Source organism: Pseudoalteromonas sp. KG3 (assembly GCF_030436385.1).
In the GTDB taxonomy this organism is placed as follows: domain Bacteria; phylum Pseudomonadota; class Gammaproteobacteria; order Enterobacterales; family Alteromonadaceae; genus Pseudoalteromonas; species Pseudoalteromonas prydzensis.
This window is the reverse complement of record NZ_CP098524.1, coordinates 1,096,310-1,118,363: the sequence shown is the minus strand read 5'-3', so window position 1 is coordinate 1,118,363 and position 22,054 is coordinate 1,096,310. Positions and strand designations below refer to the sequence as shown.

The 22,054-nt window shown below is 37.5% G+C and carries 17 protein-coding genes; all 17 read right to left on the bottom strand.

Annotated elements, in window-relative coordinates:
- Positions 1-73 precede the first annotated feature (73 nt).
- Complete coding sequence (locus NDQ71_RS23225) at positions 74-553, bottom strand: type VI secretion system tube protein Hcp (protein ID WP_301562852.1); 480 nt, start codon at positions 551-553, stop codon at positions 74-76.
- 238 nt (positions 554-791) lie between these two features.
- A complete protein-coding gene (tssH, locus tag NDQ71_RS23220) occupies positions 792-3,395 on the bottom strand; it encodes a type VI secretion system ATPase TssH (protein ID WP_301562851.1) in 2,604 nt (867 codons plus the stop codon).
- A gap of 22 nt (positions 3,396-3,417) precedes the next feature.
- Entirely contained in the window at positions 3,418-4,407 is a 990-nt protein-coding gene (tssG, locus tag NDQ71_RS23215; protein ID WP_301562850.1) for a type VI secretion system baseplate subunit TssG, read from the bottom strand.
- The gene (gene tssF / locus NDQ71_RS23210; RefSeq protein ID WP_301562849.1) at positions 4,404-6,230 is read right to left on the bottom strand and encodes a type VI secretion system baseplate subunit TssF; all 1,827 of its coding nucleotides are present in this window, start codon (positions 6,228-6,230) and stop codon (positions 4,404-4,406) included. Before tssF ends, tssG begins: the two co-directional genes overlap by 4 nt.
- The gene (gene tssE / locus NDQ71_RS23205) at positions 6,227-6,712 is read right to left on the bottom strand and encodes a type VI secretion system baseplate subunit TssE (RefSeq protein WP_301562848.1); all 486 of its coding nucleotides are present in this window, start codon (positions 6,710-6,712) and stop codon (positions 6,227-6,229) included. The genes tssF and tssE overlap by 4 nt, the downstream gene beginning before the upstream one ends.
- A gap of 15 nt (positions 6,713-6,727) precedes the next feature.
- Positions 6,728-7,507 (bottom strand): type VI secretion system accessory protein TagJ, encoded by a 780-nt coding sequence (locus tag NDQ71_RS23200; RefSeq protein WP_301562847.1) that lies wholly within the window; start codon positions 7,505-7,507, stop codon positions 6,728-6,730.
- 2 nt (positions 7,508-7,509) lie between these two features.
- Entirely contained in the window at positions 7,510-9,036 is a 1,527-nt protein-coding gene (gene tssC, locus NDQ71_RS23195; protein ID WP_301562846.1) for a type VI secretion system contractile sheath large subunit, read from the bottom strand.
- 36 nt (positions 9,037-9,072) lie between these two features.
- A complete protein-coding gene (gene tssC / locus NDQ71_RS23190; RefSeq protein WP_301562845.1) occupies positions 9,073-10,563 on the bottom strand; it encodes a type VI secretion system contractile sheath large subunit in 1,491 nt (496 codons plus the stop codon).
- Entirely contained in the window at positions 10,560-11,063 is a 504-nt protein-coding gene (tssB, locus tag NDQ71_RS23185; RefSeq protein ID WP_301562844.1) for a type VI secretion system contractile sheath small subunit, read from the bottom strand. The genes tssC (NDQ71_RS23190) and tssB overlap by 4 nt, the downstream gene beginning before the upstream one ends.
- 16 nt (positions 11,064-11,079) lie before the next feature.
- Positions 11,080-12,189, bottom strand: coding sequence for a type VI secretion system protein TssA (gene tssA / locus NDQ71_RS23180; RefSeq protein WP_301562843.1), 1,110 nt, complete (start codon positions 12,187-12,189; stop codon positions 11,080-11,082).
- 202 nt (positions 12,190-12,391) lie between these two features.
- Positions 12,392-13,189: a PP2C family serine/threonine-protein phosphatase gene (locus tag NDQ71_RS23175; RefSeq protein ID WP_301563109.1), complete on the bottom strand. Its 798-nt coding sequence runs from the start codon at positions 13,187-13,189 to the stop codon at positions 12,392-12,394.
- Positions 13,179-13,910 carry a type VI secretion system-associated protein TagF gene (gene tagF / locus NDQ71_RS23170; protein WP_301562842.1) on the bottom strand — a complete coding sequence of 244 codons (732 nt, stop codon included), beginning with the start codon at positions 13,908-13,910 and terminating at the stop codon, positions 13,179-13,181. Before tagF ends, NDQ71_RS23175 begins: the two co-directional genes overlap by 11 nt.
- The gene (tssM, locus tag NDQ71_RS23165; protein ID WP_301562841.1) at positions 13,892-17,392 is read right to left on the bottom strand and encodes a type VI secretion system membrane subunit TssM; all 3,501 of its coding nucleotides are present in this window, start codon (positions 17,390-17,392) and stop codon (positions 13,892-13,894) included. The genes tagF and tssM overlap by 19 nt, the downstream gene beginning before the upstream one ends.
- A 10-nt stretch (positions 17,393-17,402) precedes the next feature.
- Positions 17,403-18,683, bottom strand: coding sequence for a type VI secretion system protein TssL, long form (gene tssL / locus NDQ71_RS23160; protein WP_064664619.1), 1,281 nt, complete (start codon positions 18,681-18,683; stop codon positions 17,403-17,405).
- A gap of 21 nt (positions 18,684-18,704) precedes the next feature.
- Positions 18,705-20,033, bottom strand: a complete 1,329-nt coding sequence (tssK, locus tag NDQ71_RS23155) for a type VI secretion system baseplate subunit TssK (protein ID WP_064664620.1) — start codon at positions 20,031-20,033, stop codon at positions 18,705-18,707.
- A gap of 12 nt (positions 20,034-20,045) precedes the next feature.
- A complete protein-coding gene (gene tssJ, locus NDQ71_RS23150; RefSeq protein WP_064664621.1) occupies positions 20,046-20,510 on the bottom strand; it encodes a type VI secretion system lipoprotein TssJ in 465 nt (154 codons plus the stop codon).
- Positions 20,511-20,528: 18 nt separating this feature from the next.
- Positions 20,529-21,848, bottom strand: coding sequence for a type VI secretion system-associated FHA domain protein TagH (tagH, locus tag NDQ71_RS23145; RefSeq protein ID WP_301562840.1), 1,320 nt, complete (start codon positions 21,846-21,848; stop codon positions 20,529-20,531).
- Between the last annotated feature and the right edge of the window lie 206 nt (positions 21,849-22,054).

Below are 22,054 nucleotides of genomic sequence, written 5' to 3'. Positions count from 1 at the left end.
TCCTTGCTTTTCCCATCCTAAAGATCAAAAAAAGCTCTGAGCAAAACCCAGAGCTATTATTAGGTAAAAAATATTACATTTTTTTACCAGTAACACCACTATAACCGTATACACTTTTAGCAGTAGTGTCATTCTTATCATTTGTTGGAGTCACAGCCATTTCTAGCTCAGTATAGCTGATAGTGATAGTTTCGATTGGACGATCACCTTGAACTGATACTGAGTAGCTAGAAATCATCGCATCAGTTAGTTTGATGCTAACAATCTCTTCAACTACATCACCTTGTTTAGTGATATGAAACATAGCTGGTAAACCTTTACCAATCGTTGCTTCTCTAAACAAATGTGTTGATGCGTTATCTTGAAGTTTAGTGATTGTTATATCGCCTAAACGAGTAGAGCTAGATTCACGGTCCATTGCTGTACCAGTGTATGAGGTAATTTCACGGCTTACATTAAAATCTAAAGATAAAACCGTGATCATTTTTTCAAAACCATCAGCTGTAGTCTCGCCTTCAATTGATCCGTATTTTAAATATGTATTTGCTTGCATTTGATAATGCTCCTTTTTATTAAACGATGTTATCCATTTAGCCTGGATTCTTTTCTTTGGGGTACCCAAAATTCCTTTGAAATCATTATCTCTAATACTGCAATGAAAAGGCCCTAAAAATCCTTTCCTTAGACGAAGACAATGTCTCAAAATTCCATGTAGTGATTTAAGGCACCAAAATTATAATGCCATAAAATTTAATAAACAACCTTATTAGCGGTTATTTATTAAATTATTTTTAATTAATATTAAGCTCAAATTCATTATCTTTAACTTTCAACAATATATTATTTATTTCGTTATTTTCTATCATACTGAAAAGTAGGACTTCAGACAGCATTGGTAACACTTTGTTTTGCAATATTGTATGAATATTCCTAGCGCCTGAGCCAGCGTTTTGGCAATTTGCAACTATATAATCAATAACATCATTATTATAAGTCAATACTGCATTATAATTTTTCTCTACACGTTTGATTATTTTAGCCAATTGTATCTTTGCAATCTCTGTAAGAATATCGTCACTTAATGGGATATAAGGAATTACATTAATACGACCTAAAAATGCAGGTTTGAAAGCAGTCAGTAAATCATCTTGCAGAGCTTTTGATAATCCTTTGATACTTGGCTTACTTTCTTCATCTTCAAATAGGCTCATAGTGGTATCTGTACCCACATTTGAAGTCATAATGATAATGGTGTTTTTAAAGTCAATATCACGGCCTTCGCCATCTTTGATGGTGCCTTTATCAAAAACTTGATAGAAGATATCTTGCACACCCGGATGTGCTTTCTCCATTTCATCTAGCAAAACCACACTGTATGGCTTTCTTCGTACTGCTTCGGTTAAAATGCCACCTTCACCATATCCAACATAGCCTGGAGGCGAGCCTAATAATAATGAAACTTTATGCTCTTCTTTAAATTCAGACATGTTGATAACAGTGACATTTTCTTCACTACCATATACTTCCTGAGCTAGTGATAAAGCCGTTTCTGTTTTACCTACACCACTTGGGCCGGCAAGCATAAATATACCATTAGGACGGCTTTCATCAGCAAGTTGTGCCCGAGAAGTTTGTACAACTTTAGCTATTAAATCCAGTGCATGATCTTGACCTACAACACGTTGTTTCATATGTGATGCTAAGTTCAAAATACCGTGAATTTCATCTTCATGCATTTTGCCTACCGGAATACCTGTCCAGTCTGAAATCACTTGTGCTATAAGCTCTTCATTAACCTGCCAATAAACCATATTTTGCTCAAATGCAGCGAGTTTTTCTTTACTAAGTTTAAGTGACTCAAGCATTTCTTGAGAAGCTTCTTGATCTTGTGTATTAACAAGTGCAAGCGTCTCATTTAATTCTGAAACAATTTCTTTTTCGAGTTTAAATTGCTCATTGAGTGGCTGTAATTGCTGATCAATACTTAGTAGCTCTGCTTTAAGGTCGTCTAATTGTTGCGAATGATCTAAGCCCGTTTTTTGCTCACGATTCAACATTTTAATTTGCGTTTCGATCACACTCAGGCGATTCACTAACTGCTCTATCGTGTTAGGTGTAGACGCTTGGCTCATCGCAACGCGGGCACAAGCAGTATCCAAAAGTGCAACGGCTTTATCTGGCAATTGTCGGGCAGTGATATATCGATGCGAAAGGTGAACAGCACTTTCCAGCGCCTGCTCGGAAATAAATACTTTATGATGGCGCTCCATCACTGGCACTAAACCTCGTAACATCGCAACCGCTTTTTCTGGAGTTGGTTCTTCGACCTTAACAACTTGGAAACGACGAGTCAGCGCGGCGTCTTTTTCAAAAAACTTTTTATACTCTGCCCATGTGGTTGCAGCAATAGTACGTAATTCACCACGTGCTAGTGCTGGTTTTAATAAATTAGCAGCATCATTTTGACCTGCTTGACCACCACTACCGATCATTGTGTGTGCTTCGTCGATAAATAAGATAACAGGGTCAGCAGAGTTCTTAACTTCATTAATTAATGATTTTAAGCGATTCTCAAACTCACCCTTCATACCGGCACCGGCTTGTAGAAGCGCTAAATCTAAGCTATGAATTTTTACATTTTGCAGCACAGCGGGAACATCTTTTTGCGCAATTCTAAGTGCTAAACCTTCTACAACAGCCGTTTTACCAACCCCAGCTTCGCCGGTTAAAATGGGATTATTTTGACGGCGACGGGTCAAAATATCGATCATTTGTCGAATTTCAAAATCACGCCCAAGAATTGGATCAATTTTCCCAGCACGTGCTTGTGCGGTTAAATCGACTGTAAACTGATCTAAACTCGGAGTTTTAGAACTAACACCGCTTTGCGCTGTCGTATTTTGCAATGCGTGATTTCGCTCTTGTGATTGCGCCACAATTTCAGGCCATGCATGTAATAACTGGCCGGGATCAATTTTATTAAATAACTTACTACAGCGTGTTACCAAACTAGATAATGTATCGTCTTTCGTTAATGTATAAATAACGTAAGCACTGCGAATTTGCTGGTCGGTAAATTCAATACTGGTGCTTAACCATGACTGTCTTAATAAGCTTGTAACATGAACCGATAAGCTTGGTGATGAGTCACTGCCTGTTTTAAATGATTCTAATGATTGATTTAAATCATGCTGTACCTGATCAATATCAATATCAAATGCACCAAATATAAGTCTAACATCGTCAAGCTGCTGCTCAATCATGGCTAATAGCCAATGTTCTAGCTCAACCGTAAAATGACTTCGACTATTACAAATAGCGACGGCAGCTTCTAAGCTTTTTCTACAATCTGGACTCAGTTTTTCAACTAGTTTATTTAATGTCATCGTAGACATACAATGCTCCTTTTAATTTTAATTATCCTTTAAACGATAACTTAGTAAGGTTAGTTTTAGGGTTATCTTTACGCGCAACTAAAAAACTGTTCGCGCCAAGCTGGCATTCACTTTTAGACAACTGCACCGCATCAAGTTGTTTAAAATCAGATTCAATAATAAGTCGGAATGAAATTGCATTTCCGGCGTAATCTTTTACAATTTTTTTAGCTAATTCAAATAACTTGCCTTTCGGTAATAAGGATTTAGTTTTCTCAATATTATTTGTACTAATATGGATTTCGATACTAGAAGAAATATCCCATATTTTCTTACCGATTACGGTATCAACTCCAAGGCGAGCATGCTGGCCTTCGTAAAGACGTTCACTAGCTAAACATGTCTGCTCTTGTAGTTGAAGATCATGCCACTGGCCTACCATTTGCTTAATACCAACATCACAACCAAGGTAGGAGCTCAATATACTTTTCAAATCAAAAACATTACGAATTTTCCGACTATATAAACCAGAAAAATGCAGTTGATGATCATTATAACCACCACTTAGCAGTCCTATAATTTGAGTATATGGATCTTTATCTTTATCTTCATTTACATGATTTAAAGAGGGTTTATATTTCTTCCATGCACGATAATACAAAGAGATCAAACGATGGTTAAACATGTCATAAAAGTCACGCATCGTTGTATCTTTATAACGAATACGTTGCATCACAAGCTCACTGTAAAACTGGGGTAAAGCACCAGAGCAACCCGTCAATCCCATAAAAGAGATTTGCATGTTGACTTTATGTAAGCCATCTTCAAAGCTTATTTGCTCTAATTTTGTTATCGCATTACCTGGATAACCAAATTTTTGCGTTGCTGTGAATTTAATTAATTCTTGCTTTGGGCTACTATCATAACCCACATAGCGATACTCTAAGCCATGCCTCTTAAGCTGGTTTTCTATAATGAAAACAGCTTTATAAAAATCAACCTGTGCTGCTTTAGAAATAATATGTGGGATCATATTAACGGACTTTCCCCAACCCGAGCTGGCCATTGATAGTAAACTTGTTCTTGCTCTTTGAGTCTTAAACTCACACGGGTGAAGCTATTTATCGCCGCGAATTGCGCAAAGAAATGATCGAGGATAGAAGCAAAGAAAAACATACCGCTACCGGAAAAGTCATCATTGGCAAAAGTAATTTCAATCTCACTTCCTGTAGCAAAACTAACACGCCCTTTTTGCACAACTCGAGCAGTTGCAGGTTCAACAATGACCCTATATATATTGTCAATAAGCCCTTTCGTTTGCGGTGAAGCTCTAAAGTCATAAAGACGTAAAACCTCTTTCAGTTTATTGCTCGCGTTACCACCACTAAAAGCATCGAGAGTTAGGTGATTAACCAATTGCCAACGCGTTGCATCTGCTAAAATAGGTCTAACTGCATGAGTAAAAGGAATTAAGCAACGAATTTTTTTAATAACATCACCACGTGAAGGCATCAATAGCCCGAGTTCGTCGTCTCCAAAAGGCATACTTGCGGGAAGGTTACGGTTACTACAATTGGCACGTACGGTAAGTACAGTATTACCTTCAGCGTAGTCCATAGCACTATTTTCAAATCGCGCATCGACTAAAGATAAAAACGATTCAGTACCTGACTCAACATAGCCGCCAGCCCATGAAGCCGTTTCTCTGCGGATATGCCAAAATAAATCATCATGTCCTTGGTATCTTGGATGTGTTTGCCCGTAAAAAGGACAAACTATTTGCTTGTTACCTTTGTGATCAAAAGCAATAACCTCTGTGATGCCAATAACTTCTGAGATTTCAGAGTCCATATAGCGTGGTGTTAATTGATATTCGTATTCACTCAACTCGGGACGAATGGGTTCTAACTCTTGCTCAAACATATTGATTATGGGCGTACATCCCATTAAAAACATATTCTTGTCTACTTGCTTTTCAAGCTCTGTAGATTCCGCATCAAGGTAAATATACACACTGCATTTATTAGAATTTTTAGGCAACGATGAGCGGATCCCATCAAGTTCAAAAAAGCGAAATTTTTCAGGAAAAGTAAAATTTTCAACTAATAAACGATAACCAGCACTAGAGCGCTGAGAGTAAGGGACAACCGCTTCTGTTGCATCAAAACCTACGGCTTTAAGTTGACTTTTAGAAAGATACTTTATGCCCTCGTCACCATTGTCAAAAGCTATGCCTATGCAATGTTTAAATAACAGCTCATAGACTTTTAAAGAGTGAAGCCATTGACCATTAATAAAAATACGCAGCTTTTCAAGTCCAGTCTCAGTCAGAGAAACACCTGTGTACTCTCCTGTTAGCTCAAGTTTAAATATTGATTTAGCTTTTTCATGCCATCTTGGTTTAGGCGCCACAAACGGGCTGTTGTCAAATTGAGCATGTGTTATTTCTACAGGCCATAAATATGTTTCATAACATGTCTGAAATTTACATTGTTTCATTGACTCAACGTTAGTTTCTACTTCGCTCGCTCTGGGAATAACTATTCCCGTTGTCGATAGATTTTCAGCCTCTAGCTTAACAACTGACATTGATGGAATTGGCGCCTGATAATCAGGCAACATTTGCCCTAGTAATGCATCAGTCAACTCAGGAAAACTATCATCTAGCTTTTGTCTAATATTAGCTGTTAAAAAAGCAAAAGACTCGATTAATCGTGATACATGTGGATCTTCAATATGATCCTCACTCAACTTTAAACGACCAGCTACTTTTGGGTATTTTTCAGAAAAGTCTTTACCTAAGTGACGCACAAATGCTAATTCACGATTGTAATATTTTAATAACTCATCGTTCATAATGACGCCTCAATAATTTTCATGCCAAGGTTTATAGGCTCTACTTCTGAATCGAAGCTAATAAATTCAGGCTCAGGATCAGCGTAAAGAAGCGCATTAATCCTTAAATTAAGTACTCTATTTATTGGCGTATCTTCATCGGAAAAAACTTCGACTTCTAAAAATCTTGGTTCAAACTTTAAAATTGTATTTCTAACTATCTCACATAACAGCACACGCCCTTCATGAGAACTAACAGGCATACTCGAAAAATCAGGCAACCCATAAGATAAACACGAAGTCGCTAACTCTGTATATTGCGACGGCCAAGTGTGCCACTGAATTCGCGCATTAAGTAGCGCCTCAATATCTCGACGCACACTTTTTCTCATCTCACTAATTGTAATCCCTTCAGTACGAGAAGGCGCATCCTGAAAATCAGGTTCATTATCAATTAGTTTATCTAAAATAGATGCTTGAAGCTGCTGTTTATGTTCAATCATTATGATTTACTGCACTTACTCAGCTGTTTCAACGGCGTCTATTTTTAAATTTGGAATAGTAATAGCTTCATCGTCAACAAATAGCATTTTCATTCCTTTACCTAAAATAAACTCCTCTTGCAGCTCATCCCAGTCAGTGATCTGACCTAACTTTTCAAGCTCAGTGTTTGAGTTAGCATAAACCAAAGGTAAATGAGCTGTACCTGACGGACCATCTTTAATGGTGATTTCAACTCTTAACCAAATGCTCTCTAGTAAAGAGGTAATAGGCTCTACTTTTAATGTTTCAATTTCATTAAAGTTCGCAAGATAAAACTCACCATTGGTGCCTAGTACTTCTAAATACGGGCTCAAGCTATCATCTAAATCTCTAATAGCTGAATGCTCATCGACAATATTTTCAATGCGAAGCGTTTCCATTTGTTTGGCAAGGCTAGCTGCTTCGTTAGTTTTACCTTCGAGCAAAGTCATATGCATTTTTAGAAATAATGAATCAACTGCATTTGCCTCATGAAATAATTTAGGAATACCTTTGCCCTGATAAAAGTCAATGCGTGATTGTTGTGCGCGTATTAAATGTCTAAGATTAACTGCACCAACAGCAAATTCAGGATTCTTTTGAACCATAAAATCCAACTGCTTATCTGCTGTCTCAAGCTCACCATTAATACAAAGTAATTCCGCATAAATACTTCTAATATCAAAATTTAATGGGTCATCTTGAAGCTCTTTAGCGCAGCAAGATAGAGCATCAACGAGTTTTCCTTCGCGAATTAAGCTATGTATTTTTTTCATTTCTATTCCTTTATTTTATGGTGTGGACTGAGCTCTGTTATTAACTTAATACTCGAAATCATTTGATCTAGCTGAAAATGTGGTTGAAGCTTTAAAACTGAAAAATACTGGCCAGGATTAGCTTTATTCTCACTCACTTTAATTTGTGCATTACTTAATGGGTACTTACTTCTCATATATTCAGAAGCTGAATCAGGTGCAGCTGTATAGTTGTTCACCCACTTTTGCAGATCCTTTTCGCATTCTTGAGCACTACTATAGGAGCCGACATTATCTCTAGCCATTAGTTTTAAATAATGTGCAAAACGCGATACACATAAGATATATTGCAGCATTGATGATAAGCGAGCATTAATATTTGCAGCACTTGATCCGTAGTTTTTTGCTTGTTGAACAGAGGCATTGCTATAAAAAACAACATGCTCACTATTTGTTACTGATGAAGCTGGTATAAATCCTAGTTCAGAAAATTGTTTTTCAAATTTACTAGTGACTAATAAGTCTAAAGGAGGTTTTGCTTCTTTTTGGTATGTATCATTTGCAAAGGTATCCTTAGCGAGTCCAGTAACAAGCCCTTTAGAGACTTCTCCAGGAACAATTCCTCTCATATTACCAAACCACCCACTTTCACAATATGCTCGAATAATGGTTAAAACAAACTGAAATGACGCATTACCCCAAAGCATATCTGATTCAGGATCTTCAATACTTTCTTTAAAATAAAATTCTTGGTGACGCTTTCCGTCATTTTTATACGGAGCTCGAACTAAAATCCTAGGTAATGTTAAACCTATAAAACGGGACTCTTCCATTCTTCTGAAACTTTGCCATTTTGTATATTCTACCTGCTCAAACTGGCTAAAAAGATCTGAATAAGAACCTAACTCTGAAAAATCATTGGCTCCAAATAAACTAGGTGATACTGAACATATGAATGGAGAAAAAGCTGCTGCTGCTGTCCTAGATATTTCTTTTATAGTATCTATGTCATTGTAGAATGCACCGCCTGAAAACATATTACTAATTTCATAGTTACCTATAATAACACCAAACGGCTCACCTCCAGGACTATCAAATTCATTTTGGTATATCTGTTTAAAGAAGATGCTTTGATCAAAATCAATTGCTTTATTGACATCTTTTGAAAGCGTTGCCCAATCACAGTTTAATACTTTTATTTTTACTCTGTTTTCTTTATCTAAAACTTCTGTCTGTAATAATAACCACTGCAAATTACGCCAAGCTGCTTCTAATTGTTGAAATCTACTATGGTGTATTATTGTATTTAATTGATTTGAAATAAGCTGATCAAGCTCAACGATAACTCTATGAAAGTAAGGAGCTAAAGATTCCTTAGACCATGAAATAGGTGAATCAGAAGAGCCTTCTAGCCATAGTAATAATGCTTTATCTAGATTTTTTTCATTCAAAAATCTATCAAGTAAAGCATCATTATCACTTAAACGAGACTTCGACCTTTTTATAAAAGTGAAGTCTTGATTTATAAATGAAAACTCTTCGTGATTCATACTACTGCATTATCCTTAACGCTCAAGATTGGTTAATTAACCAATCTCAGGAATTTTAGCGACGAGACGTAACGAAGAAGTAAGCTCTTCCATCTGTAACCAAGGCTTTAACCACGCGACTGCATTATAAGAACCTGGCTGACCTGGAATCTCTTTAACAGATACTTTTGCATCGGCTAAAGGATACCGTGCTCTCACTTCTTGTCCACCACCTTCTGCAGCATTTACAAATGTAAGAATCCAACGATTTAACCAAGCTTCAACATCGTCAGCTTCCATAAAGCTACCTATTTTGTCACGTGCCATCACTTTTAGGTAATGTGCAAAACGAGATGTCGCCATTAAATATGGTAAACGAGCTGAAATAGCAGCATTAGCAGTTGCATCTGGTGATGTATACACATGTGGCTTTTGACAGCTTTGACCACCAAAGAATACAGCGTAATCTGTATTCTTATAATGACACAATGGTAAAAAACCTAGCTTACTTAGCTCTGCTTCACGACGATCAGTAATACCTATTTCAGTAGGGCACTTTAGATCTGGGTCACCATCGTCACTAGTGAAAACGTGCGTAGGAAGACCTTCAACCTTACCACCGCCCTCAGCGCCGCGTATTGCCGTACAGAAACCGTATTGAGAGAATGCTTTAGCCATATTTGTAGCCATAGCATAGGCCGCATTACTCCAACAGTAATCATTGTTCGCTGCACTTAGAGCTCGACCATCTTTAGCTCCCAGTTCAAACTCTTCAAAATTAAACTCTTCGACAGGTTTCGAAGCTGCTCCATATGGTAAACGAGATAAGAAACGAGGCATCGTTAAAGAAACAAAGCGAGAGTCGTCACTTTCCCTAAATGAGCGCCATTTAGTGTACTCAACTGATTCAAATATCTTTTCTAAATCTCGTGGTCTTGTAAGCTCATCCCAATCATCAAAACCAAATAGTGAAGGTGCTGTAGCAGAGATAAATGGACAAAAACCAGCGGCTGAAACATTTGACATTAAGCTGAGTGTTTCGACATCTTCTGGGTGATTAGTGAATTCAAAATCACCAACAATAGTACCATAAGGCTCACCACCAGGCGTACCAAACTCAGACTCATAAATCTTTTTAAAAGTTTGGCTTTGATCAAACTCAACGGCCTTACTTAAATCTTTATGAAGTTCCTTTTTCTTCATATTCAAAACTCTAATTTTCAGCGTTGAACTTGTTTCTGAGTTAGAAACCATATGATGTAAACCACGCCAAGAGCCTTCTAATTTTTGAAAGCCTTCTGTATGCATGACGGCACTAAGTTGCTTTGAGATCTTATCATCAATTAATTGTATCGCTTCGTTAAATGTAACCGTTAGGTTTTTATTCCATTGAACTGTACCTTTCATTGCTTCTTCAGTTAATGTTCTTAGTAACTCTTCTGCACGGCTCGCATCTGTTTGCTTAGTAGCACCAATAGCTTGTTCTAATAGCGAAGAAGTTACTTCTGAAGTTGACTCTAACTCAGCACTTAATTGTTCTGTACTCATTTTTCAGTCTCCTCTAATTTCAGTTCCTTAGCAATTGAATCTAAACTTGCAGTGTTACTTAAAACTTCTTCAAGAACATTTTCAAGTTCTTCTGAGCGGTCAATTTTAGTCATAAGATCGCGTAATTTATTCCGCGTTTCCATTAACTTGCGCAGTGGTTCAACTTGATTCACAACGGCTGCTGGCTCAAAGTCATCAATCGATTTAAAGTTCAAGTTAACTTCAAATTGAGTACCATCATCGTTTAACGTGTTATCGACACGTAATCTCAAAGACGGGCTCATACGCTTTAAAACGTCGTTAAAGTTATCACGATCTATTTGAATAAATCGTCTATCCTTAAGAGGTTTAATATTCTCTGTATTATCTCCTGAAAAGTCCCCCATTACACCTATAACAAAAGGTAACTCTTTCTTTACCGCTGCACCTTCAGTTTCAACATCGTAAGTGATGTGTACTCGAGGTTTACGAACTCGCTTTAATTTATCATGGACACTCATTGAGAACTCCTTTTACTTATGTTTCAGTTTCGCTGATTTTAATGCCAGACAACTTAAAGTATCCAGTCCTAGCATCACTATCTGTAATTAATTCATTTAATAATTCAGGTAACGATAACTCGCTCCATCGAATTACTTGCTCTATGGTATAAGACATAGGCGAATGTGGTTCTGTTTTACGAAAATAAGAAGCAATTTCTTTTAGCTTCTCAATAGCATTTTCTCTAGAATTTATTTCTAAATTACGTGTTTTTTCCACATAAACTTGAGTAACGTCACCATCATCTAACACCACTTCTTGTAATTCTTGCGCTAAGTCTTGTGCTTTTTGAACGGCAGCGAATTTATCAGCCGCAATATGATTTACAGCGGCTAAACTCTCTTCCAATGCTTGTTTAATATTAGAAGTCGGTTGTGGCTGAGCTGTAACGCGATCTAGTACATCACTTAATATTGTAAATTGCTCAATTGCAGTCGTTATATCGTCTCTAAGATTTACAAAAAACTCAGTACTTGTTTCTGCAGCGCTTTTTTCTATTAGCTCAAAATCGACAGCACCTTGTGTTAATTTTTTATCTCTTTTTTCTTCACTCAATCTTGATATATTGTGGCCTTGTTGATACTCCCAAAAAGAAAAAGAGTCCAAGCTTACACTATCCGTAATAGCTATACTTTTGATCGGTATAATTAAGGTGCCTTCGCCAGCCACACCATTTAAGCCAACTAACGCTGAAACTTTGTCAGAGATTTCATCATCAGCATCTAGGGCTGGATATAAATCATCAAAATAATTATCGAGTAAGGTGTGGGCAACTTGAAAACCAAATGCTAATCCTTTAAAGCCATGCACGCGGCACAGTGCTTCAATGAACCAGGCTAAGTAGTCAATATCTTTACTTTCTGTTTTTAACGCTTTACTGGATAGCTCTAACAACGGCAACCAATCTCTGGCTAGAGTGGCAATGCCTTCTTCATCAACAAGCGCATTTCTTTCTGCCGCACGTAATTGGTTTCGTAAATCTTTTAACGCGTAATAGGTAGACGCAGGAGTGACGTCTGAGCGCGGGTCAATACCTGCAATCTCAGTGTCTGAAATAGGGGAAACATACTCTTCAAAAACAAACATTCCATTGTCCTAATAACTGTCCATAAAACCAAAACAAAGTTAAAGTTAAGCGGCTTTCATATTACATTTTTTATTTTAAATTACAAGCCTAGTTACATTCTAGTTTATACCGGTTTACTAAACAATAAACCGGTATATTATATATAAGTCCATAAAGTTATTTATTTTTTAATATATAACCATTAAAAATAAATTTAAATATTTACTTTGTAAATAATGGGATTGTAGCCTCATCCTGAACATTAAATGAATGGGCTTTGTAATTACTAAGCTCTTTGTCGTATTTAATCAAAATACACGTGACATTATCTTTTGCACCTCTAACAAGAGATGAATGCATAAGTGCCATACCAGAATCGATTATACTTGTAGGCTCTAATGAGCGGCGAATATCATTATCGGATAATTCGCCAGTTAATCCATCTGAGCACAATAAAAATATATCGCCTGATTTTACTTCATTTTGTACCATATCAACGTTAACATCTTGTGTAACTCCCACTGCACGGGTTATGACATTGGATAATGGATGATCTTTGGCTTCCTCAACAGAGATAACCCCTTCATCGATTAGATCGTTGATTTGGCTATGATCCTTTGAAACTTGCTGCAACTGACCATTACGCAGTAAATACGCTCGACTATCTCCCACCCAGAGCACATAGTATTGCTCATTTTTGATGAACAAAACGGTCACTGTGCTACCCGCTGTTTTACTCCCTAAATATTGCGCACTGTATTCATTTAGTTGGCGGTTTGCATTTTCAATAGCAACGACAATATGCGACACAGTAAGCTCTTCAAATGTCAGTTCTTCAACGGTTGCCCTGATAGTATCGACAACGAGTTGACTTGCCACTTCACCAGCTTCATGGCCGCCCATACCATCAGCAACAACCCAGAGACTATGGCTATTTATTTCGACATGAGCATCTTCATTTAGCTGCCTAACAACACCGCGATGGGTAATCGCATAACTAGTGCTCAACTTACTCATCAGTACTTTTTACCTGTGTATAATTCCACTCCCATTGCTTCCATCGACCATCTAACATTGCTGCAACTTGATTAATGGCAGGAAGTCCTGCGGTGATAAGTACCATAGGCTTTATACTGCATGAACCATGAGTCCACCAAACGCTGTAATCACCATATTTTTTACTTAAGACAGCATGCATTAGATCTTGCAAAGCTGTCTCTGTAAGTTCATCACCTGAAAACTCAAATGCCTCGCCAGTTTTATTCTTATCTGCCGTATTAAAGTAAGTCACCGCTTTTTGGGTTCCTTGAACAGTACCTAAGGTTTTCGCAACTTCTTTGCGCCAAGCAAAAAGATCAACTGAGTTATCAAGTACTTTCAACACAACATCTTCATAAGCTAATGAAAAAACGCCAGAGTTAAGAACATCAATAGGTGCGTACTCTAATGTACTTGCTACAGTAAATGGATAATGCCGTCCTACCGCATCCATGCTTGGCATTAAAGTCCCCATTACCCCTTTATCTCCAACAATATTCGCGGACAAAGCAAAGTGCCATACAGGGCCTGTTAAATAATTATTTTGCCACACTTCACCAAGCTGCTCTTTGCTTACAGCAATCGCAGCTTGCAGCCACTTTTCCCAATGTTCAGCGAACTCTTTAGATACACTATCTTGTACAAAATCACCTAAACTAGGGACTTTACCCAAATAGCCAATATTTATAATCGGGTCGGACATGAAAACTTCTCTATACTCTTATTCCAAAATGGATGCCTAATTGAATTCGGTAATAGTTCTACTTTTGCGTTATTGCCCATCAGAGCAAAATGCAACGTTAGATCTTCCCGTGTTTTACTTCGTTTAGCACTTAGTTCATCAAGCATCCGATATAGCGACCATTCACCTTGGTAAGTGGTATTTATAGAGCGTCCGCCATTAGGTGGAGTGAATACTACCCGTGTTTTACTTTGGCCTGTGGCGCCAGGCCAGACAAAATTACTCACTCTTAATGGCCCATGTCTATAGGTCATTGATTGACCATCAATCTCAAGCATAAAACTCGAGATTGTTTGGTCTAATTCTAAAGGTTTCAAGCCGAACTCAATCCTTGGTGTGCTGCTACCACCATCAAAAAATGCGAGCTGTATTTGATTTGCAAGTTCAAACATTGCCAAAGTTTCTCGACTGATACCGATGTCTTTTTCAAACTTCCATGGTCGTGAGCTCATATCAACACTGGGGGCAACATAGCTATTAAAGAAGCTATCAATCGTACCGCCAGGTCCAAAGAATCGAGTGAAGTCTTTTAAATTCACTTCTTTATCTGCATAAGGTGAGAATGGGTAACGACCAATAATTGCAGCATTGTATTCTCGCAAAACTTTACTTTTCCAAATCTCATTTAAGTGTCTATTGGCACTATTTTTAGTGATATTACTGGTATCTCGACTAATATCTAACAGCCAGCTATTAAAAGGGTACGGTAAGTCACGACTTTGGAATTCTAGTTGGCGGATAAAACTAGGCTTACTTTTACCGCTGATTTGATCTTTAATGGATGACTTCAACTGATCGCCACGGTCAAGTTTAGTTAAATAAACATTCAGCTCCCTAAGGTTCTTTTGCATATTATCTAACTGCTGAGCGTCAATTTTAAGCACATCCTCAAATGCTTCTTCCACTTGATACCCTGGTAACTTGATATCAAATTTTGGCGTTTCGTCAGGTAAGAACCGTTTGATGCGATTCGCCTTTGTTTGCATCGCAACTTCAGCAGCATTGGCTGCAACTTTACCGGCTGCTTTTTGATTTTCAGAGACTGGCAATTGAGTTAACTGCACATTTTTCTGCACTGCTAGAATGATGTTTTTAATTGGAGTTTCTGAACCAGCTAACACATCAGTGATATTAACCCCTTCAGCAGGAGAGCTATATTGGTTTAAATTTAGATCATCAAGAAATGACTGCCAATAGTAGATATAGTCCTGAAAATAACGCTGTTCTAATTTCTTTTCTATCTCATCTTTGGAGATATCATAAGTTCCAGATGCTTCTTCTCCGTACACCCAACTGCTCGCCATTAGGTTTCCTAGCATCTTACTTTTTTCGATATTAAAAATGCCATGGAAACCATTGAACGTATATAAGCCAGGGATGCTTCGAGTTAACTCACTGTTATTGCGAAATGAAAACTTTTGGGCGCTTTCAAAACTAATGATATCCGTCAATCTAAATGGTGGAATACTACTGTCGAGAAAGTCTGCTTGAAGCCTTTGATATGCTCTCTCAGCAATCGGTAATTTTGTCAGCTCAGCACGAGCAATTTTAACGGCTTGATTATCAACTTCTTCATAAGCAACACCTTTTTCAAGTAATGCCGCAATATGATCCATTAAATCGAGACGAGTTTGTGTATTTTTCTCACCAGGAAAGCTACGTTCTAAGTATGCATCAAACCAGACGACTATGTCATCACGCTCAAAATACTCAGGTTGAAACAACATTAAATAACACTTCAGTGTCTCGTACAAATAGCTTAAGTGCTCAGGGTGAGTTTCCATTTCCTTCGTCAAGGTATTGAGAACAAAAGGCGCCAAGAAAGTTTGTAACGCTCTGTCGTAGGCATCGTTCGACGACTGTTTAATTTCGTTTAATTTATTAAAACCAACTGATGACGAGTCTTGCTCATTATTAAACGCATTACTACGCGCAGGAAGTGCTCGTAATGAATTGAGCCTGTCATTAAGTACCAGTACATTGCTGCGATCAAAAGATGCCGCATCGATTTCTTGATATGACTCAATTGCCTCTTCAGTGACCGTGATAAGGTTATTATTCCATGCATAGCTAAAATACCATGATGCCGAAAAACCAATCACACAAGCACACGCCAAAGAGATACTTGCTATGCGCAACCATTTGTTTTGCTTATCATGATGTTTGTTAGTACTTGCTAAGTTTTGCTCAGGGAAAATGACTCTTTCTAGTACATTTTTTATGAAAAAACTTTTCGATTGATTTATATAGCTGCCGCTTGTGTTATTTCCTTCACTTAAAAGACTAGCCGGTGTCCCTTCTTGAGTTGCGCTGGTTAAATACACTCCCCTAAACATAGGGAGTTCTTCATATGCATTAGGAGTAAAAATTTCTTTCAAAAATGCGTCGCCTACACCTTGCAATACGCGAAGCTGTCTTGGAAATTCAAAAATTTTTGCTCTTATTTCTTCATTGCGTTCATTAATCAAACGCCGATTTAACAGCTCTGTTAACTTAGCTATAAGTGTATGAAACTCTTTATTAAATGCATCAACTTGGGTGTTTTTATCTAAATCAAGTTCAAATGTAACCCCCCATACTTGTTCACACTCTTCTTCGCTTAATTCAGCAAAAAACTCTCTAAAACCTTCTATTAAGTCAACTTTTGAGAAAATAACATAAACAGGAAAAGTCATTCCGAGCTGATTTTGTAACTCTTGCAGACGTTGCTTAATTGCACGCGCATGTAGGTTTCGCTCTGTTTTAGTTTGGCTCATTAACTCAGAGATACCCATACTGATCATTACGCCATTGATTGGTCGTAATGGACGGTATTTACGCAGTAAACCTAAAAAGCCTTCCCAAGCACGTGAGTCATGTTTTGCATGACTACTTTGTGTGGTGTAACGCCCTGCCGTATCAATGAGTACAGCTTTGTTAGTAAACCACCAATCACAATTTCGCGTGCCACCGACACCATGAATTAAATCAACCCCAAGCTTATCTTTTAATGGATAATCTAAGCCAGAATTGTTGATCACCGTTGTTTTTCCTGCACCCGGTGGTCCTATCATGATATACCAAGGTAATTGATAGATATTCTTTCCCTTAAAGAGTTTTACATCTTTAAGTAAATCAATAGCTTCACCCATTCTTGTTTTTAAGGTCGTAATCTCTTCATTAACTTCATTACTGTTTGCGTCATCACTGTCGATTAACTCATTAGCCATTTTTTCATCACGTTTACTTTGACGAGTCAAACGGTATATTTTCGTGATCGCAAAAATAAGAATAACCACTAAAATAGTAAGTAATCTCGAGGCAACACTCGCCAATGGCACATTACCAGCAATGGCAATTAATGGGCCGCCAAACCAAATTAGTAATGACAGTGCGCTAAAACCAATAATTAGGATTGCTGTACGCGATGTAAGTAGGTATGTGATTTTCTGTAAAAAGTTCATTCCAGCCCCATTAAAATAATAAATCAATTTCAATTCGTCGGTTTAATGACCGAGAAGCTGAATCTGAATTGCTAGCGATTGGTTCGGCAGCACCTTTTCCTTCAGGCCACAAGCGGCCACTAAGGTTAGTACTTTTAGCCATAGAATTAGCAACTTGAGTTGCTCTAGCTAAAGAAAGATGCCAGTTAGAGGGATACTTATCGGTGCGAATAGGCGTGTCATCTGTATGGCCTGTTATTAAAATCCGCCCCTTTGTACCTTCTAAACTCAGTGCTAGTTTTTCAAGTATTGGCTGAAATGAAGGTAATAGTTTTGAGTCACCTTGGTTAAACAAGCTTTCACTATTGATAGTGATCCGAATGCGATCATTACTCTTTTCTACAGAGACAATCCCCATCTGAATCTCGGTTTGTAAAAGTTGTTCTAACACTTGCAGTTGCTGATCTTTTTTATCAATACTGTGCGTTTGGGCTAATGGATGGATCACCGCCAACTTTTCATTCACCAACACAACTTGATCATTAAGTTTCATATTGATAAACAGGTAAACAATTAATAATGCTAAACCTAAAACTGAAAAAATAACCCATAGAGGTACTTGGTTTCTAAGCTCAACACCTGCTGCAACCCGTTCTTTCCAATTAGGCGATAACTTGTTATTAATAGGTCCATCTAGTTGGTTTAGTAGGTGATAAATGCGAGAGCGGTATTCTTCAACTTTATTATCGCCGACACTATCAACTCGATACTTGCCCTTAAAACCTAAATTTAAGCAGTGATATTGTAATTCTAAAAACGCTTTATGTTGCTCTGGTTGCCCAAGAGCATTATCCAATAAGGTATAGAAATACTCGCCACCAAAGGTTTCTTTATGAAACGTTGACAACAAACTTTCATCAGCCCATTCCATCGAACTCCACTTAGAGTTTAGAACTGATTCATCCAGAATTGCACATAAACAATAGCGCGAATTTTCAATTACTTCTTTGGGCAGCACTTGGTTTCTGACTTCAACTTCAAAACGTTTAATCGCTTCAACACAACGATGCTTCAAAGCGGCTAAATTTGTCATTTCTTTAGCTTGGTTGATCGATATAACCAGTGAAAAACAATCGGTAGCAGCTTCTAATAATGGGTTTTTGAAAATAGAAACTTTCGTATTACTAGCAACAGCATTTGCTATTGGCTCAATAGACATAACTGTCTTTTCAGGATCAGTTGCTGTTTTTGAGTTATTTGAAGTGTCACGCCCAAGTCTGCCAGGGCGTGGTTTGATAATGGTTTCATCCATTGAAACTCTTCCTTTTAACAGTTAAGTTCGTATAGCCCAAAGGCTTAATTGTAACTCTGGGTAACTACCAGATAAGTGAATGGCGATCCCACCACTTGTGCGAAGCTTTTCCCAATGCTGACCATGCTTGTTCAACTCAAAATAATGAAAACCTGCATGATACGGAATTTGTCTTGGTGCTGTAGGTAAACTGCTGATTGTTATACCTGGGATCTGGTTATTAACTAGATCACGAATAGTTTCAACGCTACCGATTTTAACCTGGGAAGGTAAAACTTTACGCAACTCTTCATGGGGTACACTCGCTTTAATAGCGAGAATAAACTGACCTGAATCAAGAATCGACTTATCTTTTAAAGCACCAAATGAAATACCAAATTTACTTTGCTCCAACTTAATTTCTGTTGCTGTTTGCTCAATCACGTGACTTAAAGATTGATATAAGAAATTCACGATTTCACCAAATACAGCTCCTAAATTATCATGTTCATATTTAGGGAGTTTTGGAACGCGTTTATTGGCAGTACTGAATGTTGCCAGTTCACCTGATAGTTCAATTAAACGCGTATAAAGAATATTTGGATGTAAATTATTGACCATTAACAAACTATCAAATACCGCATCATACTTATTTAGTGTTTGCAGCATAATAAAATCAGCAACTGAAGTACTGCCCGCATAGCCTTGACATAAACGTACAGCAATACTTTCTGAACGCTGTTTGATCATTGCACCAATTTCTCTTACTAATCCTAGCAGAGGCTTACACTGTGCAACTTTTAGCGAGGCAGGAATAAACTTACTATCAAGCTTGATCCGACCTTCAGTGCTTACTTCAGTAATTTTAGCTAAAGGTAAAAGTATGAATCCAGCGTGATCATCTGAACCTAATACCAGTTTGCTATAAATTTTTGCAACTTGAATAGTCTCTTGTGATTGCGGACCCAATGAATCATCATTTACCGCTAAATCGGTGAGCTTATAACGCGTAACTAAATTTTCGTCCGCAGCTGAGATGTTAATACCACTGGCTTTCAGTGCTGGGATTGCCAAATAAACAATTTCATTATAGGTGTCTTTGTTGACAACCAAAGGCTCAGGTAATGACGTTGACCTTGGCATATCAACAGGTAATAAATCAGGAGTAATTGCCGACAACGAGTCGATTGCAAACTGCCCTGTATTTAACAACTCAGTGTCAATATCTAACTCTAGAATTCCCCACGGATCAGCTAAATTACCATTACACACTTGCTTAATTAAATGTGAAAAATGTTTATCTGATTGTTGAAAGTGTTGCGGCCTTAAGAACATCCCTTCAGTCCAAGCAACACGAGTGGTATCACTCATTTTATATCCTTATTAATGCTCTCTCATGTATGTTGCAATTGATTCAACATTTACATCGATATCGTCATAACCGGTAGGATCAACTTCTATTACCGCTCTCCATCGGGCTTGATCTATGTTCCTATACGCTACCACTACTCCTACATAGCGAGTATTACGATTAAGGCTCATCTCATAGTTTTGCACTGAACCAGGTTGTAATTCTAATTCATCTTTCTTAAGTAAATCAGGGCCTAGTAACTTCTCTGGCGCCTCATACAAACTAAAAAAGTCTTGTGTATCAAATATAGTTCTTGAGCTTAGCTCAAAAATTTTCATCACAACTGGAGAAGGTCGATCAGAAGTATCAGGGTTTACATTTTCTGATACATTAATAATTAATTCTGTTGATGGCGGAACAAACTTATTCATTGTCGAACAGCCCATTATCAAAAATAGTAAACTAAAACTCAGTAAGTAGAGCTTAATGTTACGCATTATTTACTTTCCTTTTTTTTAAAAAGTTTCTTGAATTTTATCATTGTATGCTTTGAGGAAATCATCTGATAATGCCATTGCACCTTTAGCATTAACGTCACGTGATAACTCGTCATGCAGGTTTTGATACAACTTCCAGCTTTTTGATTCTGATTGGCCAGGAATTATTTTCAAAATATTAGAGTTATCATTCACTTGTTGATTTATGTGAGAAGGTGAAACTTGCTCTAATATTCCCTTTAATACACCATCAGCCCCTGCTAATAAAGCATGTTCATGCCTACGAGTATCGATGAAACTTTCTTTAATCGATTCTCGAGAAGATAGGAAGCTTGCACTATTAATTATGAATAAGTTCTGAATAACATCGTCTATATTGGCCGAAAATTTGATTGGGTTATTTTGCTGGGTTTGAAACAGAGTTTGATTAACACGTAATTGATTTTTCACCAATGCTCTTTGGCGTAACGATTCCATCAATTCAGTTAAAAGAAGATTTAACCCTTGGCCCATTTCAAACCATAATTTTTCAGTCGTTATAGCATTTTGCAGTTCAGGTTTGACGCCAAGCCCTTTTAAAAAAGCACTTGTTAGTTCTGCGCTGTTTGCGATTGGCTTTGTTTCGAGAGCGGATTGAGCTGCAGGAGTCGAGACTTGAACTTCCTTCGCGACTTCTGGCTTTATATCAACAGCTGCAGGAGCTTCGATCTTAGGCTCTGTTGTACTCGCGGTTGTATGACTGGCTATTCCACTCTGATTGCTAGAATTAGCCATTTCAGGATTCAATAAATGTGCGATCTCATCCCAATTTTCCGGGATCTGGCTCTGTGATTGTGAATGTTCAGCATGCGCCATAGTAACTTTTGGCATTGGTTCATTCATAATTGAATCATTATAAAAGTGCTCAGAGTTTGAATCACGATTAGCAGAATCAAAATGTTGCGATTGAGTAGCGGCGTTATTATTTTTTGCCGTTGTCACAGAGCTAAACTCATCGATAGGAGCTGTAACGGAGTTTGCTGCTGCGATTTTAACTTCTATTTGAAAATCACCTACCGTTAAAATATCACTATCAGCTAACTTTTGCTTATTACCTTGGCCAATGGCTGAGACACTATAATTTGAATAGATACCATTTGTAGAAGTATCAATCACAACAAACGAGTCACCTTCCTTCTCGATACGACCATGTTTACTTGAGATAATTTTTTCAGGATCAGGTAAATGCCAGTCACATGCTTCCGAGCGGCCAAAGATAAGTGAATCTTTTACAGTTTTAGATGCTTCTATTTCAGGCGAGAGTCGATGATAACTAGTAATGTTTAGTATCAGTTCCATTTGATGCGTTCATCCCATATTCTACATTCCTATTAGAATAAATTAGAAGAGAAACTATTGTCAACATTGAAATTAATACTTGGGGATATTAGAGGCTCATTTAAAACGACAAATAGAGATTAATAATATAGTCTTATTTTCTGTTTATTTAAATTATTAAAATCAATAAAATTAAGCCTGTATGTTCCTATTTGAAACCAGAGAAA